We start from the raw sequence: 15,474 nt of genomic DNA on the forward strand, positions 1-15,474 counted from the left end.
GGGGGATGGGGGTGCGAATGCTACTTTCGAACGAAGCGGCGCCTGCATTGGTAGCGGGTGTACGCCGATCAAAATGTGGGAGGGGGCTTGCTCCCGATGGCGGTGGGTCAGTTAACATTTATGCCACTGACATACCGCTATCGGGAGCAAGCCCCCTCCCACACTTGATCGCATTTCAAGTTGGAATCAGAAGAAACCCAGTGGATTGATGTCGTAGCTCACCAACAGGTTCTTGGTCTGCTGGTAGTGATCGAGCATCATCTTGTGGTTCTCACGCCCCACGCCCGACTTCTTGTAGCCGCCAAACGCCGCATGCGCCGGGTACAGGTGATAACAGTTGGTCCACACGCGGCCGGCCTTGATCGCCCGGCCCATGCGGTAGGCGCGGTTGATGTCGCGGGTCCACAGCCCGGCGCCGAGGCCGAATTCGCTGTCGTTGGCAATCGCCAGGGCTTCGGCTTCGTCCTTGAAGGTGGTGATACCCACCACCGGGCCGAAGATTTCTTCCTGGAACACACGCATCTTGTTGTGGCCCTTGAGCAGGGTCGGCTGGATGTAGTAACCGCTGGACAGGTCGCCCTCCAGGCGCTCGGCCGCGCCGCCGGTGAGCAGCTCGGCGCCCTCTTCCTGGGCGATCTTGAGGTAGGACAGAATCTTGTCGTATTGCTGTTCGGACGCCTGGGCGCCGACCATGGTCTCGGTGTCCAGCGGGTTGCCGCGCTTGATCTTGACGATCTTCTTCATCACCACTTTCATGAAGTCGTCGTAGATCGACTCCTGCACCAGCGCCCGCGACGGGCAGGTGCACACTTCGCCCTGGTTGAAGAACGCCAGCACCAGGCCTTCGGCGGCTTTTTCGATGAACTGCGGCTCAGCCTGCATGATGTCTTCGAAGAAGATGTTCGGCGACTTGCCGCCCAGTTCCACGGTGGAGGGAATGAGGTTCTCGGCGGCCGCATGCATGATGTGCGCACCGATTGGGGTCGAGCCGGTAAAGGCAATCTTGGCGATGCGCTTGCTGGTGGCCAGCGCCTCCCCGGCTTCGCGGCCAAAGCCCTGGACGATATTCAGCACGCCCGGTGGCAGCAGGTCATTGATCAACTCGGCAAACACCATGATCGACAGCGGCGTCTGCTCGGCCGGCTTGAGCACGATGCAGTTACCGGCGGCCAGGGCCGGGGCGAGTTTCCAGGCGGCCATCAGCAGCGGGAAGTTCCACGGAATGATCTGCCCGACCACGCCCAATGGCTCATGGAAGTGATAGGCCGCGGTGTGTTCGTTGATCTCGGCGGCGCCGCCTTCCTGGGCGCGAATGCAGCCGGCGAAGTAGCGGAAGTGGTCAGCGGCCAGGGGCACGTCGGCGTTGAGGGTTTCGCGCACGGCCTTGCCGTTGTCCCAGCTTTCGGTCACGGCCAGCACGTCGAGGTGCTGTTCGATGCGGTCGGCGATTTTCAGCAGCACCAGCGAGCGATCCTGGGGCGAGGTCTTGCCCCAGGCGTCGGCGGCAGCATGGGCAGCGTCGAGGGCCTTGTCGATATCGGCGGCGTTGGAGCGCGGGAATTCGGCGATCACTTCACCGGTCACCGGCGAGGTGTTGGTGAAGTACTCACCGCTGAGCGGCGCGACGAACTCGCCGCCGATGTAATTGCCGTAGCGCTGCTTGAAGCTGACGATGGCGCCAGGGGTGCCAGGTTGTGCGTAGATCATGTTAAAGCCTCTGTCTGGGTCCGGGCCTGTCGGTCAACAGGCGATGACCCGATAGTAAAGAGCCCCCGTTGCCGGGCGAATGCGCCGTTGGCAGGGGGGCGCTTGTCATTTGGTCGTAGATTCAGTGCTTGGCGACCAGCTCTTTGGGCAGCTTGAAGGTCCAGAGCATGCCGCCCTGGTTGAAGTCCTTGATGCGCTTGGCCACTTCACCGCCCCACAACGGCACGGCGCCGCCCCAGCCGGAGAGCACCGAGACGTACTGTTCGCCGTCCATTTCCCAGGTCACAGGCGAGCCGAGCACGCCGGAGCCGGTCTGGAACTCCCAGACCTTCTCGCCAGTCTTGGCGTTAAATGCTTGCAGGAAGCCTTCCGGCGTGCCGGTGAACACCAGGTTGCCCTTGGTGGTCAGCACCCCGCCCCACAGCGGCGCGAAGTTCTTGTGGCGCCAGACTTCCTTGCCGGTCTTCGGGTCGATGGCGCGCAGCACGCCGATGTAGTCTTCGTTCAGCGGCTTGATGGTGAAGCCGGCGCCAAGGAACGCTGCGCCCTTCTTGTAGGCGATGCCTTCGTTCCAGATGTCCATGCCCCACTCGTTGGACGGCACATAGAACAGCCCGGTGTCGCGGTTGTAGGCCATCGGCATCCAGTTCTTCGCACCGAGGAACGCCGGCGCGACAAACACCGAGGTGCCCTTGGTTTCGCTGCCCGGCGCACCTGGGCGGCTGGCTTCGTTGTAGATCGGCCGACCGTCCTTATCCAGGCCGGTGGCCCAGGTGATCTTGTCGACAAACGGGAAGCCACGGATGAACTTGCCGTTGGTGCGGTCGAGCACGTAGAAGAAGCCGTTGCGGTCGGCGGTGGCCGCCGCTTTGATTTCCTTGCCGCCTTCGGTGTAGTTGAAGGAGATCAGTTCGTTGACGCCGTCATAGTCCCAGCCGTCGTGGGGCGTGCTCTGGAAGTGCCACTTGATGGTGCCGTCGTCCGGGTTGAGCGCCAGGCGCGAGGACGAGTAGAGGTTGTCGCCGGGGCGCAGGTGCGAGTTCCACGGCGCCGGGTTGCCGGTGCCGAACAGCAGCAGGTTGGTTTCCGGGTCGTAGTAGCCGCCCAGCCACGGTGCCGCGCCGCCGGTTTTCCACAGATCCCCCGGCCAGGTCTTGCCCGCCTCGCCGCCGGAGATGCCGTTTTCCACGGCTTTGCCGTCCTTGTAGACATAACCCATATGACCTTCGACCGTCGGGCGGCTCCACAGCAGCTCGCCGTTTTTCGGGTCATAGGCCTGGATCTTGCCGACCACGCCGAATTCGCCACCGGCCACGCCGGTGATCAGCTTGCCGTTGACCACCAGGGGCGCGGCACTGATCGAGTAACCTTCCTTGTGGTCAGCGACCTGCTTGCTCCACACCACTTTGCCGGTGTCTTTGTTCAGCGCCACCAGCTTGGCGTCCAGGGTGCCGAAGAACACCAGGTCGCCGTACAGCGCCACGCCACGGTTGATCACGTCACAGCACGGGCGGATGTCATCGGGCAGACGCGCATCGTACTGCCAGAGCTTCTTGCCGGTGCGCGCATCCACCGCGAACACCCGCGAGTAGGAACCGGTGAGGTACATCACCCCATCCTTGATCATCGGCTGCGCCTGTTGCCCACGCTGCTTCTCGCCGCCAAAGGAAAACGCCCAGACCGGGCGCAGGTCCTTGACGTTGTCGACGTTCAGGGTGTCGAGGGGGCTGTAGCGCTGACCCTGCACGCCCAGGCCGTTGGTGACGATCTGCCCGGGTTTTTTCGGGTCCTGGAGGATGTCCTCATCGGTGACCGAGGCCATGGCCTGGCCGGATAACAGGATGGCACCGAGCAACACACTCAAGGCGAAGGGTTGGCGGCGTGCGGGTTGGGTCATGACGGCTACCTCTGCGGTTTTTTGTTATACCCGGGAAATTTTCCCGGTCTGGTGCAGATTCTTGGGCGCAGGGGCGGTTGTCACAATTGACCGCAGTATCGAGTTTGCTAGTTCCTTAGTAGCGGGTCAGCGCGCCGAATCCACGCGTTGCATCTGTTCGCGCTCGTAACGCGGGTACAGGTGGCTGACGCTGCGGATCAGCTCATAGCGGCTCAGGCTGATCGCGGCGAAGCGTTCGGGGATGGGGCTGCGGATCATCTCGGCCATGTCGCTGCCCTGGGCCGCGCCGTCACGCAAAAGTTGATCGAGCCAGGTCAGGTAGTCGCGCATCTGCGTGAAGGGTTGCGCGTCGCTGGCCACCGGGCCATGGCCGGGCACGATCAGGGTCCAGGGCAAGCCTTGCAGGGTGCCGAGGTCAGCCAGCCACACCGCCAGCCCCGGGCTGTTGGGGGTGGTGAGCGCGCGCTGGTAAAACACCAGGTCGCCGGCGAACAGCACGCCGGTGCTCTGGTCGAAGATCGCCAGGTCGGCGCCGGTGTGACCGGTGAGCGCGAGCAGGCGCAAGTCGTGGCGGCCGACGCTCAGCACACCGGGTTCCAGCACTTGGGTGGGCAACACCACCTCGGTGCCACGCATCCAGTCGCCGACCATGCGGTAGAGGTTTTCCGCCATGCCGTCGCCCTGCTCGTGCAGCAGCCGCGTGGTCTCGGCCAGGGCGCCGATGGGCACGTCCTTGAAGGCCTGGTTGCCCAGCGCATGGTCGGGGTGATGATGGGTAATCAGCACCTGGATCACCGGCTTGGGGGTAACGCGGGCGATGGCCTCGCGCATGGCTTCGCCGTAGCGCCGCGACGGCCCGGTGTCGATCACCACCACGCCGGCCTCGGTGACGATGAAGGCGGTGTTGACGATATTGCCGCCGTTGGCCTTGGCAAAATTGTCGGTGCTGCCTTCGAGTAGCCAGGTGTCGTCGGCGATCAGTCGGGGCTTGAGGGCGTAGTCGAGGTCCGCCAGGGCGGGCAGGCTCAGGCCCAGGCATAACAATAGAATCCAGCGCATGCCGCGCTCCTTCTGGTCAGGGGATGGCCGCGTCGAACTCATTGCCGCTGTTGTCGCGCAACACCAGGCGGGTGGGCCCCGGCGCGTCGATGTCGAAGGCCAGGTTGGGGTTCTCGCTGACCGCCGGGAACAGCTCAAGATCAGCCAGCACCTGGCCGTCCTGGCCGCGCAGTTGCGCGTGGTTGATAAAAAACTCGGGGATGCCGCTGACCATGCCGTTGTCCATCGGGTGCGCCACCTGCACACGTACGCGGCTGAACTCGCCACGCGGGTAACGGCCGCCGAACACTTCGCCAATGTGCTCTTCCCAGCCCGGCTGGGTGCGGACCACGCTGGGCGCGGTGCAGCCGCCACCGGCCGCGTCGATCAGAGTCGAGCCCACATGCCACAGGCCGTCATCGGTGAGCACCGCCGCACGCAACGGCGTGGCCTGCTCGATACGAATCCGCAGCGACAGCCACGGCAGCACGCCGGCCTTGGGCTGGAAGTCGACGATTTTCGGCAGTGGATTGAGCTCGGCCCAGGCGAGGATTTTCACCACATGGCCGTTGAAGGCGCGGGCGTCGATTTCCAGCGGCACCTGGCGCGCATCTTCGGCGAACGGCGGCGCGAGCAGCTTGACTCGGTCATCGAACACGAACGGCGCCTCGGCCAGGAACTGCTTGTGATAGAAGGCCCACATCACCGACGGCACCGGGTCGACCTCCACGGCGTGCGCCGCCAGCGGCAGCCAGCACGCCAGGATGCAGCTCAGTCGCCAGTTCATCGCCTGCTCCTATTGATACATCTCGGGCACTTCGTACTGCAGGCCGTAACGGGCATAGATGGCTTGCACCGCGCCGTCACGGATCAGGCCTTCCAGCGCCTCTTCCACCGCGTAGGCCAACTGGCGATTGCTCTCGTGCACCGCCATGCCGATCTCCCAGCGTTGCTTGCCCATGTTCGGGTAGGCGTTTTCGGCCAGGGCCAGTTGCGGGTCGTGGGCTTCATGCACCTGCCAATCGACTTCGCCGCGCATCGCCATCACCGCATCGACCTCACCGGCTTTCATCGCCGCAAAGGCCTGGGGGACGTCGGGGTAGTGATGGGTCTTGGCGGCGAGCATGCCGTTGAACACCGAGGTGAGGTAGAACGACGGCACGCTGTCGACTTCGACGCCAATCGGGTGCTGCTCGAACACCGCCACGCTGGCAACCGTGTCCAGGCGCCGACGGTCATAAGCCACCTGCCATTGTTCGTTCTGGTACGGCCCGAACATCACCACATGGCCGTTTTCCAGTTCGCCCTGGTCGTTGCGCTTTTGCGCGTAATCGCGATCGTAGGGCGCGCGCATCATCAGGTCGGCCAGTTGCTGGTTGTGCAACTGGCTGCCACGCCAGATGTAGTCGCGCAGGTCGTCGTCGAGCTTCTCGCCGGCCGGCGCCCAGATCAACGTGAGCCCTACCCCCAGCGCCGTGGCCAGGGCCTGGGCCAGTTCCACGTCGACCCCGCGCGCGGTGGCGCCGTCTTCGAAACTGTAGGGGGCAAAGTCCTTGTACACCGCCACCTTGATTTCGCCGGCAGCGATCATCTGGTCATAGCTGCGCACCTGCGCCTGTGCCGGCTGGCAACACAGCAGGGCCAGGCCAAGCACATAAGCGAACAGGCGCATGGCTTACTCCTCGACGTGCACGCTGTCCAGGTAGGTGCGCACGGCCCACAAGGCTTCCTGGCTCAGGTAGTCGGCCATTTTCGGCATGTACACGCGACCGTCACGCACCGCGCCATGGCGCACGCGCTCGACGAACCACTCATCACCGGCTTCGCCCACATCGAGCATGCGCAGGTCGGGGGCGATACCGCCGGACTTGGCTTCCAGGCCGTGGCAGGCGGCGCAGTTCTGGTTGTAGGCGGACGAACCGATTTCCACGGCCCGGTCGTGTTCAGGCGAGGTGCGGTACGGATTGACCGCCGCCCAGCCGTCTTCGTTGACCGGCACGCCGGCGTCCTTGATCGAGGTCAGGCCCTTGGTTTCCACCGCTTGCGGGACCACGTTGCCATGGGCCCAGGCGGAGCCCCCGGCGATCACACCGACCAACAGCCCGGCGACGAGCAAGGCATTGTGTTTTGTTGTCATTATTTTTGCCCTCAGGATTGCACGCAAAACCTCATTGCAGAGGCTATGGCAACCATCTTAGAAACCCCGGGGCATGGGCCGTATGCTGCTTTGGTGGCCGCCCTCTCCTCCCTTGGTAGTAGGGCTTGTGGGGCACACCTAAAACAGCGGCGCCTCGGGAAGTCTTCCCGGCCACAGCGGGACTTTTTCCGTATCCGCCCGGCGCCCCGGCGTTCCACCCTGTGCAGGCCAAAACCTCCACTGGGAACTGCAACCATGACAATAAGATCGCTACCCGCCCGCTCACCTTTAAGCCTTGCCGTGCAAGCCTTTTTGCTGGTGGGCAGCCTGTCCCTCAGTGCCGCAACGTTCGCGGCCGTCGAACCTGCCAAGCCGACGCGCAATGTCACCTGGGAAGACATCGCCAACGATCACCTGACCACCAAAGACGTGCTGCAATACGGCATGGGCACCAACGCCCAGCGCTGGAGCCCACTGGCCCAGGTCAACGACAAGAACGTGTTCAAGCTCACCCCGGCCTGGTCCTACTCGTTCGGCGATGAGAAGCAACGCGGCCAGGAATCCCAGGCCATCGTCAGCGACGGCGTGGTCTACGTCACCGGCTCCTACTCCCGCGTGTTCGCCCTCGACGCCAAGACCGGCAAGCGCCTGTGGACCTACAACCACCGCCTGCCCGACAACATTCGCCCGTGCTGTGACGTGGTCAACCGTGGTGCGGCGATCTTCGGCGACAAGATCTACTTCGGCACCCTCGACGCACGCCTGATCGCCCTCGACAAAAACACCGGCAAAGTGGTGTGGAACAAGAAGTTCGGCGACCACGCCGCCGGCTACACCATGACCGGCGCCCCGGTGCTGATCAAAGACAAGGTCAGCGGCAAGGTGCTGCTGATCCACGGCAGCTCCGGCGATGAATTCGGTGTGGTCGGCCAGCTGTTTGCCCGCGACCCCGACACCGGTGAAGAAGTGTGGATGCGCCCGTTCGTGGAAGGCCATATGGGCCGCCTCAACGGCAAGGACAGCACCACCACCGGCGACGTCAAGGCCCCTTCGTGGCCGGATGACCCGACCACCGAAACCGGCAAGGTCGAGGCCTGGAGCCACGGCGGTGGCGCCCCTTGGCAGAGCGCGAGCTTCGATGCCGAGACCAACACGATCATCGTCGGCGCCGGCAACCCTGGCCCGTGGAACACCTGGGCGCGCACCGCCAAGGACGGCAACCCCCACGACTTCGACAGCCTCTACACCTCGGGCCAGGTCGGCGTCGATCCGAGCACCGGCGAAGTGAAGTGGTTCTACCAGCACACCCCGAACGATGCCTGGGACTTCTCCGGCAACAACGAGCTGGTGCTGTTCGACTACAAGGACAAGGACGGCAAAGTGGTCAAGGCCACCGGTCATGCCGACCGCAACGGCTTTTTCTATGTGGTGGACCGCAACAACGGCAAGCTGCAGAACGCCTTCCCGTTTGTCGACAACATCACCTGGGCCAGCCATATCGACCTGAAGACCGGGCGTCCGGTGGAGAACGAAGGCCAGCGCCCGGCCAAGCCCTTGCCGGGTGAAACCAAAGGCAAGCCGGTGGAAGTCTCGCCGCCGTTCCTGGGGGGCAAGAACTGGAACCCCATGGCCTACAGCCAGGACACCGGCCTGTTCTACATTCCGGGCAACCAGTGGAAAGAGGAGTACTGGACCGAAGAGGTCAACTACAAGAAAGGCTCGGCGTACCTGGGCATGGGCTTTCGCATCAAGCGCATGTATGACGACCACGTCGGCACCCTGCGCGCGATGAACCCAACCACCGGCAAAGTGGTGTGGGAGCACAAGGAAGCCCTGCCGCTGTGGGCCGGCGTGTTGGCCACCAAGGGCAACCTGGTGTTTACCGGTACAGGCGACGGTTTCTTCAAGGCCTTCGACGCGAAAACCGGCAAGGAGCTGTGGAAGTTCCAGACCGGCAGCGGCATCGTCTCGCCGCCGATCACCTGGGAGCAGGATGGCGAGCAGTATGTCGGCGTGACCGTCGGCTATGGCGGCGCGGTGCCGTTGTGGGGCGGCGACATGGCCGAGCTGACCAAGCCGGTGGCGCAAGGCGGGTCGTTCTGGGTGTTCAAGATCCCGAGTTGGGATAACAAGACCGCGCAAAAATAACCCCCGCGAGAATGCCGGGCCGCCTTTTGTGGCAAGCGGGTTCCCCTGTGGCGAGCCCGCTCACCACAGGATCCCCAGAGGTTGCATGATGAACTACCTACCCTTGTTACTCCTGCTCTCCCTGCCCATGGCGCACGCCGACGACGGCGACGACGCCCCGCTGATCATCAACGGCTGCACCATCGCCGAACACAGCCAATGCCCCGGCGCCAACCTCAAGGGCGCCAACCTGCGCAACCAGGACTTGAGCAAGATGAACCTGGCCGGTGCCGACCTGCGCGAGGCGGATCTGCGCCATGCCAACCTCGACCTGGCCAACCTGGAAAAGGCCCAGCTGCAAGGCGCCAACCTGACCCGCGCCAGCCTGCAACAGGCCAACCTGCGCCTGGCCGACTTCAGCGGCGCCACGCTGATGGCGATCCAGGGTTGGGGCCTGTTCGCCCAAGGCGCGCAGTTCGAAAACGCCAACCTCAGCGCGGCCTACCTGCAATTTGCGCGGTTGTCCGGGGCAAAAATGCACAAGGCCAACCTGCGCGCGGCCGACCTGGAAATGACCTGGCTGAGCAAGGCCGACCTGCAAGGTGCCGACCTCAGCGATGCCAATCTGCAGGAAGCCAAGTTTGGCGAAAGCAACCTGGAACAGGCCACCCTCACCGGCAGCCGCCAGCACTACGCGAACTTCCAGGATGCCAATATGGAAGGCTGCATCGACTGCCCCACCACCTGGGATCGCTAGCCCCCCCTCCCACAGTGGATGTGCGCACACCCGCTTATCCAACCACCCGCACCACCCCCATGTCGATCCCCAAGTGAACCAGCTCGGCATGGGAACTCACCTGCAATTTGCTCTTGAGCAAGGTCAGGTGATTGGACACGGTCTTGCTGCTGATATTCAGCTGGTCGGCAATCGCTCGGGTGGGCGTGCCCTTGACCAGCATCAGGAAGATTTCCAGCTCGCGCGGGGTCATGCCCTGCATGCGCTGGTCGCGGGGCGTGTAGGCCAATTCGGTGGCCAGCGCCTGTTCGATGTAGGCGTGGCCGTCGAGGATGCGCCGCACCGCTTCGATCAGCACCTCGGGCGCCGAGCTTTTGGTCAGGTAGCCCGAGGCGCCCGCCTCCAAAGCCTGGCGTACCAGAGGCAGCTCGTCGTGCATGCTGAAAAACAGCACGCGCAATTGCGGCAGGCGCTGGCGCAGGCGCCGGGTAGTTTCCAGGCCGCTGATGCCCGGCAGGCCGAAGTCCATGATCACCAGGTGCGGCAGCGCTTCCTGGACCCGGCTCAACGCTTCTTCACCGCTGGCCGCCTCGCGCACTTCAACGGCCGGCAGCAGCGCACGCAGCAGGCTGGCATAGCCCTGGCGCACCACGGCGTGGTCATCCACCAACAGAATATTCATGAAGCCTCCAACGGCATGTTCAACGCCAACGCCCAGCCGGCGCCGGGCTGGCTGATGATCTTCAATTCGCCGCCCAGGCAGCGGGCGCGTTCGGCCATCGAATGCAGGCCCACACCCGGCCGCTGGGGCGTTTGTGCACCGCGACCGTTATCGCGCACCCACAGGCGCAGGCGCGAACCGCGATGTTGCAGGCGCACGTGCACCTGGCTGGCGTCGGCATGCCGCAGGATGTTGGTCAGGGCTTCCTGGAGCAGGCGGTACAGATGGGTCTTGCTGGCGCCGGGCAACAGCGGCAGGTTCGTACTGACTTGCAGGTGGCAGGGAATGCCGTGGCTGGCCTGCCACTGCGTGACCAGCATCGAAAACGCCTCGGCCATCGGCAGGTGTTGCAGGGCCACCGGATAGAGATCGTGGACCAGCGCCCTGAAGCCTTGCTGCAAGTGCTCGCAGTGATCCTCCAATTGCGCCACCGTGGACGCCAGCAGATGCGGCTGATCGGTGACCAGCCGTAACAGGCAGGCCTGGGCGCGAATGCCGGCCAGGTATTGGCCGAGGTCATCGTGCAGGGTCTGGGCCAGGTGGGTGCGCTCCTGCTCCTGCACCGCCAGCAGGCTCTGGGTGAGTAGAGTGTTATCGGTGCGCGCCTGCTCCAGGGCGTCGGTCATGCGGTTGAAGTGCAGCGCCAACTGGCGTGCTTCCGGCGCGCCTTGACTGCGCAGGCGCACGTTGAGCTGGCCCGCGCACACCTGTTGCAGCGCGCGCAGCAATTCATCCAGCACGCCCATGCCACGGCGCACCGCCCAACGGATGGTCAACAGGCTCAGCGCCAAAGCCAGGGCGCACAGGCCCAGCAGTTGTTGCAGGGAGTCCCAGACCTCGTCGATTTCATCCCGTGGGTCAACGGCGATGGACACGCGCCGACCGTCCGGCAAGTCCAGCACCTGGGCACTGCGGCGCGCCTCGGCAAACAGCAGGCGCCCGAGCCAGGCGTCCAGCCCGTCCGGGGCCGGCGCTTGCGCGGTGTCGCCGCTCGCCAGCCAGTGCACACGTACATGGCGCAAACTCGCGGTGAGGTGGGGTTGCAGGCTGGCCGGGTCGCGCTCGGCGGTTTCGCTCAGGTAGTGCACCACCGCTTCGGCCGATTGCAGCTCGCGCTCCACATCGGCCAGGGCCTGGTGCAGCAACAGCGCGGTGCAGGCGCAGGTCACCAGGGCAAAGAAGCCGCACACCCACAGGTTGATGCGCCACAGGGCCGACAGGCCGGGCCGGGTGGTGAAGACGCGCATGCTCGTGTCACTCCTGTGAATAAGACCGGTAGGGATCCATGCTAAGACCGCACCCGCTGCGCGGGGCTACTACCTTGGTACTGCCCCAGCGCTACTTTCTGCATATTTGCAGCGACGTTCAGGGTTCCTATGCTGGCGCTACCTGTCATGGAGTGCCTTATGCGCCAGCTCGCCCCCTACGCCGTGATCTGCCTGCTGGCAATCGCCTGGGCCGCCACCGGCCAGGCCGCTGAAGCGCCCTTGCAGGTGCAGATCGGCTACCTGGGCTATCGGCCCGATCCAGGCCCGCTGCTGTCGAATGTGATTGCCGAGCCCGCCGATGCCGGGCAGCGCGGCGCTGAACTGGCGATCATCGACAGCAACAGCACCGGCGCCTTTCTCAACCAGCGCTACAGCCTGACCAGCGCCACGGTTGACACCCCAGACACCCTGCTCGCCGCCGCCCAGGCCCAGCATGCCCAGGGCCTGCGCCTGTTCGTGGTGAACGCGCCCGCCGCCAGCCTGCGCCAACTCAGCGCGGCGTTGCCCGACAGCCTGCTATTCAATGCCGGCAGCCCGGATGACAGCCTGCGCAGCACCGACTGCCTGGGCAACGTGCTGCATACGCTGCCCAGCCGCGCGATGCTCGCCGATGCGCTGGCGCAGTTCCTGGTCGTGCGCAAATGGCACAAAGCGCTGTTGATCGTCGGCCCCACCGAGGATGACCAGGCCTACGCCGCCGCCCTGCGTCGCGCCGCCAAACGCTTCGGCGTGCAGCTGGTGGCGGAAAAGGCCTGGCGTTTCGATAACGACCAACGCCGCAGCGCCCAGGCAGATATGCCGCTGTTCACCCAGACCGCCGAATACGACGTGGTGCTGGTGGCCGACGAGCGCGGCGACTTCGGCGAGTACGTGCCCTACCAGACCTGGTACCCGCGCCCCGTCGCCGGCACCCAGGGCCTGACGCCCACCGGCTGGCACAAAACCGTCGAGACCTACGGCGCCGCCCAATTGCAGAAACGCTTCGAGGCACTGGCCGGGCGCTGGATGAACGACCGCGACTTCGCCGCCTGGATGGCCGTGCGCAGCGTCGCCAGTGCAGTGAGCAAGTTGCGCCAGGTCGAGCCCATGGCGATCCGCCAACTGGAAATCAGCGAGCAACTGCCCCTGGATGGTTTCAAGGGCCGCAAGCTCAGCTACCGCCCCTGGAACGGCCAACTGCGCCAACCGATTCCCATCGTGCAGCCCCGCGCGCTGGTCAGCACCTCGCCCCAGGATGGTTTCCTGCACCCCACCAACGAAATGGACAGCCTGGGCTATGACAAACCCGAGGTGACCTGCCGCTTCCCTTGATCACCTACCCACAATAATAAGGAATCCGCCATGCGCCGCACCCTGCTCTCATGCGCCCTGCTGCTTGCCGCCGGGCACGCCGTGGCCAGTACCGCCTGGGTCTCCAACGAGAAAGACAACAGCCTGAGCCTGATCGACATGCAGACCCTGCAAGTCACCGACACCCTCAAGATCGGCCAGCGTCCGCGAGGCTTGCTGCTGTCCCATGACAACAAGCTGCTGTACATCTGCGCCAGCGACTCGGACCGCGTGCAGGTGATGGACGTGGCCACGCGCAAGATCATCAAGGAACTGCCCTCCGGCAAAGACCCCGAGCAGTTCGCCCTGCACCCCAATAACCGCTGGCTGTACGTGTCCAACGAAGACGACGCGCTGGTCACCGTGATCGATACCGAAACCTCCAAGGTGCTCAGCCAGATCAACGTCGGCGTCGAGCCCGAAGGCATGGCTGTGAGCCCGGATGGCAAGTGGGCGGTGAACACCAGCGAAACCACCAACATGCTGCACTGGATCGACACCAGCACCCAGACCCTGGCCGACAGCACCCTGGTGGACCAGCGCCCGCGCTTCGTCGAGTTCAACCACGATGGCTCGCAGCTGTGGGCCTCGGCGGAAATCGGCGGCACCGTGACCATCCTCGACGTGGCCAGCCGCGCGATCCTCAAGACCCTGACCTTCAAGATCAAGGGCGTGCACCCGGACAAAGTCCAGCCGGTCGGCATCAAGCTCAGCGCCGACGGCAAGTACGGCTTTGTCGCCCTCGGCCCGGCCAACCATGTGGCGGTGATCGACGCCAAGACCTTCGAGGTCCTCGACTACCTGTTGGTGGGCCGCCGCGTGTGGCAGATGGCATTTACCCCGGACGAGAAACAGTTGCTGGCCACCAACGGCGTGAGCGGTGATGTGTCGGTGATCGATGTGGACAGCCTCAAGGTGATCAAGTCGGTGAAGGTCGGGCGTTATCCGTGGGGCGTGGTAGTCACGCCATGAACGCCCTGGAGGTGCGCGACCTGAGCTTCGCCTACGGCGCACGGCAGGCCTTGTGCGAGGTGAGTTTCAGCCTCGCACCGGGGCGCTTTGCGGCGCTGCTGGGGCCCAATGGCGCCGGCAAATCCACCTTGATCGCCCTGCTCACGCGGCTGTATGACCTGCAAAGCGGCGACATTCGCGTGGGCGGTCATTCCCTGCGTGAGGCGCCGCGTGCGGCCCTCACCCAGCTGGGTGTGGTGTTCCAGCAAAGCACCCTGGACCTGGATTTAAGCGTGGAACAGAACCTGCGCTACCACGCCGCGCTGCATGGTTTATCGCGGCGCCAGACCGACCTGCGCGTAGCCGCCGAACTGGCACGCCAGGCCCTCACCGAACGGCGCCGCGAAAAAGTCCGCGAGCTCAACGGCGGGCATCGGCGCCGGGTGGAAATCGCCCGGGCGTTGCTGCATGAGCCGCGCTTGCTGCTGTTGGATGAAGCCAGCGTCGGCCTCGACCCGGCCAGCCGCCTGGCGCTGAACCAGCACGTGCGCAGCCTGTGCCTCGAACACGGCATCAGCGTGCTGTGGACCACCCACCTGCTCGATGAAGTTCAGGCCGACGATGCGTTGATGATCCTGCATCAGGGGCGCTTGGTGGCCAGTGGGCAAGTCGATGCCTTGATCGCGCAACAAGGCGGCGACCTCGGCAGCGTGTTCGCGCGCTTGACGCGCCCCACCACGACGGGAGCGGCGGCATGAACGCTTACTGGCAGTGCCTGCGCGGCATCGTCCTGCGCGAGTGGCTGCGCTTTGTGTTGCAGCGCACGCGGTTTCTCAGTGCGCTGGTGCGGCCGTTGCTGTGGCTGCTGGTGTTCGCCGCCGGGTTCCGCGCCGCGTTGGGCATCTCGGTAATCGAGCCCTACGACACCTACATCCCTTACGAGGTGTACATCATCCCGGGACTGGCCTGCATGATCCTGCTGTTCAACGGCATGCAAGGCTCGCTGTCGATGGTCTACGACCGCGAGATGGGCAGCATGCGCGTGCTGCTGACCAGCCCGTTGCCGCGCACGTTTTTGCTGTGCAGCAAGCTGTTGGCCACTGCGCTGATTTCGCTGTTGCAGGTGTATGGGTTCCTGGCGATCGCCTGGGTGTATGGCGTGCAACCGCCGGCCATGGGGCTGTTGATCGCCCTGCCGGCGTTGCTGCTGGTGGCCTTGATGTTGAGTGCCCTGGGCCTGTTGCTGTCGAACGCGATTCGCCAACTGGAGAACTTTGCCGGGGTGATGAACTTCGTGATCTTCCCGCTGTTTTTCCTCTCGTCGGCGCTGTACCCGTTATGGAAGATGCGCGACTCCAGTGAATGGCTGTACTGGCTGTGCGCGGTCAACCCGTTTACCCACGCCGTGGAGCTGGTGCGCTTTGCCCTGTACGAACGCTTCGCCGGCCTGGCCCTGGCGGTGTGCCTGGGCTTGACCGTGCTGTTCGCGGTGTTGGCGGTGCTGACCTTCAATCCCCAGCATGCGGCGTTGCGCAAAAAGGGCTGAAGGCGGCAAAACTACTA

Annotated in this window: 14 protein-coding genes; 6 read left to right on the forward strand and 8 right to left on the reverse strand. The window is 64.5% G+C overall.

Features of this window, described 5'->3' with window-relative positions; all coding sequences use genetic code 11:
* Positions 1-186 precede the first annotated feature (186 nt).
* From AD670_RS24855 to pedF, 6 genes are all read right to left on the reverse strand, one after another.
* Entirely contained in the window at positions 187-1,707 is a 1,521-nt protein-coding gene (locus AD670_RS24855; RefSeq protein WP_053138557.1) for an aldehyde dehydrogenase family protein, read from the reverse strand.
* A 121-nt stretch (positions 1,708-1,828) separates the two neighbouring features.
* Positions 1,829-3,604 (reverse strand): PQQ-dependent methanol/ethanol family dehydrogenase, encoded by a 1,776-nt coding sequence (locus tag AD670_RS24860; RefSeq protein WP_053138560.1) that lies wholly within the window; start codon positions 3,602-3,604, stop codon positions 1,829-1,831.
* A gap of 126 nt (positions 3,605-3,730) precedes the next feature.
* Entirely contained in the window at positions 3,731-4,663 is a 933-nt protein-coding gene (locus tag AD670_RS24865; protein WP_053138563.1) for a quinoprotein relay system zinc metallohydrolase 1, read from the reverse strand.
* Positions 4,664-4,679: 16 nt separating this feature from the next.
* Complete coding sequence (locus AD670_RS24870; RefSeq protein WP_053138565.1) at positions 4,680-5,429, reverse strand: quinoprotein dehydrogenase-associated SoxYZ-like carrier; 750 nt, start codon at positions 5,427-5,429, stop codon at positions 4,680-4,682.
* Between the two features lie 9 nt (positions 5,430-5,438).
* Positions 5,439-6,314 carry an ABC transporter substrate-binding protein gene (locus AD670_RS24875; RefSeq protein WP_053138568.1) on the reverse strand — a complete coding sequence of 292 codons (876 nt, stop codon included), beginning with the start codon at positions 6,312-6,314 and terminating at the stop codon, positions 5,439-5,441.
* Between the two features lie 3 nt (positions 6,315-6,317).
* Positions 6,318-6,779, reverse strand: a complete 462-nt coding sequence (gene pedF / locus AD670_RS24880) for a cytochrome c-550 PedF (protein WP_027606205.1) — start codon at positions 6,777-6,779, stop codon at positions 6,318-6,320.
* A gap of 255 nt (positions 6,780-7,034) precedes the next feature.
* Between pedF and exaA the strand changes: the two genes are divergently transcribed.
* Positions 7,035-8,927, forward strand: coding sequence for a quinoprotein ethanol dehydrogenase (exaA, locus tag AD670_RS24885; RefSeq protein WP_082341040.1), 1,893 nt, complete (start codon positions 7,035-7,037; stop codon positions 8,925-8,927).
* Positions 8,928-9,015: 88 nt separating this feature from the next.
* On the forward strand, positions 9,016-9,663 hold the full coding sequence (locus AD670_RS24890; RefSeq protein ID WP_053138874.1) for a pentapeptide repeat-containing protein: 648 nt from the start codon (positions 9,016-9,018) through the stop codon (positions 9,661-9,663).
* Between the two features lie 34 nt (positions 9,664-9,697).
* Here AD670_RS24890 and AD670_RS24895 read toward each other — a convergent pair whose 3' ends face one another.
* Complete coding sequence (locus AD670_RS24895) at positions 9,698-10,324, reverse strand: response regulator transcription factor (protein ID WP_053138574.1); 627 nt, start codon at positions 10,322-10,324, stop codon at positions 9,698-9,700.
* Positions 10,321-11,583 (reverse strand): sensor histidine kinase, encoded by a 1,263-nt coding sequence (locus AD670_RS24900; protein WP_053138877.1) that lies wholly within the window; start codon positions 11,581-11,583, stop codon positions 10,321-10,323. Before AD670_RS24900 ends, AD670_RS24895 begins: the two co-directional genes overlap by 4 nt.
* A gap of 186 nt (positions 11,584-11,769) precedes the next feature.
* Here AD670_RS24900 and AD670_RS24905 point away from each other — a divergent pair, with 186 nt between their 5' ends.
* Genes AD670_RS24905 through AD670_RS24920 form a run of 4 tightly spaced genes read left to right on the forward strand, consistent with a single transcriptional unit; the run spans position 11,770 to position 15,457 of the window.
* Positions 11,770-12,942 carry an ABC transporter substrate-binding protein gene (locus AD670_RS24905; RefSeq protein WP_053138575.1) on the forward strand — a complete coding sequence of 391 codons (1,173 nt, stop codon included), beginning with the start codon at positions 11,770-11,772 and terminating at the stop codon, positions 12,940-12,942.
* Between the two features lie 30 nt (positions 12,943-12,972).
* Entirely contained in the window at positions 12,973-13,932 is a 960-nt protein-coding gene (locus tag AD670_RS24910) for a YVTN family beta-propeller repeat protein (protein WP_053138578.1), read from the forward strand.
* A complete protein-coding gene (locus AD670_RS24915) occupies positions 13,929-14,669 on the forward strand; it encodes an ABC transporter ATP-binding protein (RefSeq protein ID WP_053138581.1) in 741 nt (246 codons plus the stop codon). Before AD670_RS24910 ends, AD670_RS24915 begins: the two co-directional genes overlap by 4 nt.
* Complete coding sequence (locus tag AD670_RS24920) at positions 14,666-15,457, forward strand: ABC transporter permease (protein WP_053138584.1); 792 nt, start codon at positions 14,666-14,668, stop codon at positions 15,455-15,457. The genes AD670_RS24915 and AD670_RS24920 overlap by 4 nt, the downstream gene beginning before the upstream one ends.
* The last annotated feature ends 17 nt before the right edge of the window (positions 15,458-15,474 follow it).

The organism is Pseudomonas sp. MIACH (assembly GCF_001269925.1).
Taxonomy (GTDB): domain Bacteria; phylum Pseudomonadota; class Gammaproteobacteria; order Pseudomonadales; family Pseudomonadaceae; genus Aquipseudomonas.

Excerpts from the sequence above, each read along its gene's own strand:
- AD670_RS24895 (WP_053138574.1), bottom strand. The coding sequence starts at position 10,324 with ATGAATATTCTGTTGGTGGATGACCACGCCGTGGTGCGCCAGGGCTAT.
- AD670_RS24890 (WP_053138874.1), top strand. The coding sequence starts at position 9,016 with ATGAACTACCTACCCTTGTTACTCCTGCTCTCCCTGCCCATGGCGCAC.
- AD670_RS24875 (WP_053138568.1), bottom strand. The coding sequence starts at position 6,314 with ATGCGCCTGTTCGCTTATGTGCTTGGCCTGGCCCTGCTGTGTTGCCAG.
- AD670_RS24865 (WP_053138563.1), bottom strand. The coding sequence starts at position 4,663 with ATGCGCTGGATTCTATTGTTATGCCTGGGCCTGAGCCTGCCCGCCCTG.
- AD670_RS24870 (WP_053138565.1), bottom strand. The coding sequence starts at position 5,429 with ATGAACTGGCGACTGAGCTGCATCCTGGCGTGCTGGCTGCCGCTGGCG.
- AD670_RS24860 (WP_053138560.1), bottom strand. The coding sequence starts at position 3,604 with ATGACCCAACCCGCACGCCGCCAACCCTTCGCCTTGAGTGTGTTGCTC.
- AD670_RS24910 (WP_053138578.1), top strand. The coding sequence starts at position 12,973 with ATGCGCCGCACCCTGCTCTCATGCGCCCTGCTGCTTGCCGCCGGGCAC.
- pedF (WP_027606205.1), bottom strand. The coding sequence starts at position 6,779 with ATGACAACAAAACACAATGCCTTGCTCGTCGCCGGGCTGTTGGTCGGT.
- AD670_RS24920 (WP_053138584.1), top strand. The coding sequence starts at position 14,666 with ATGAACGCTTACTGGCAGTGCCTGCGCGGCATCGTCCTGCGCGAGTGG.
- exaA (WP_082341040.1), top strand. The coding sequence starts at position 7,035 with ATGACAATAAGATCGCTACCCGCCCGCTCACCTTTAAGCCTTGCCGTG.
- AD670_RS24905 (WP_053138575.1), top strand. The coding sequence starts at position 11,770 with ATGCGCCAGCTCGCCCCCTACGCCGTGATCTGCCTGCTGGCAATCGCC.
- AD670_RS24915 (WP_053138581.1), top strand. The coding sequence starts at position 13,929 with ATGAACGCCCTGGAGGTGCGCGACCTGAGCTTCGCCTACGGCGCACGG.
- AD670_RS24855 (WP_053138557.1), bottom strand. The coding sequence starts at position 1,707 with ATGATCTACGCACAACCTGGCACCCCTGGCGCCATCGTCAGCTTCAAG.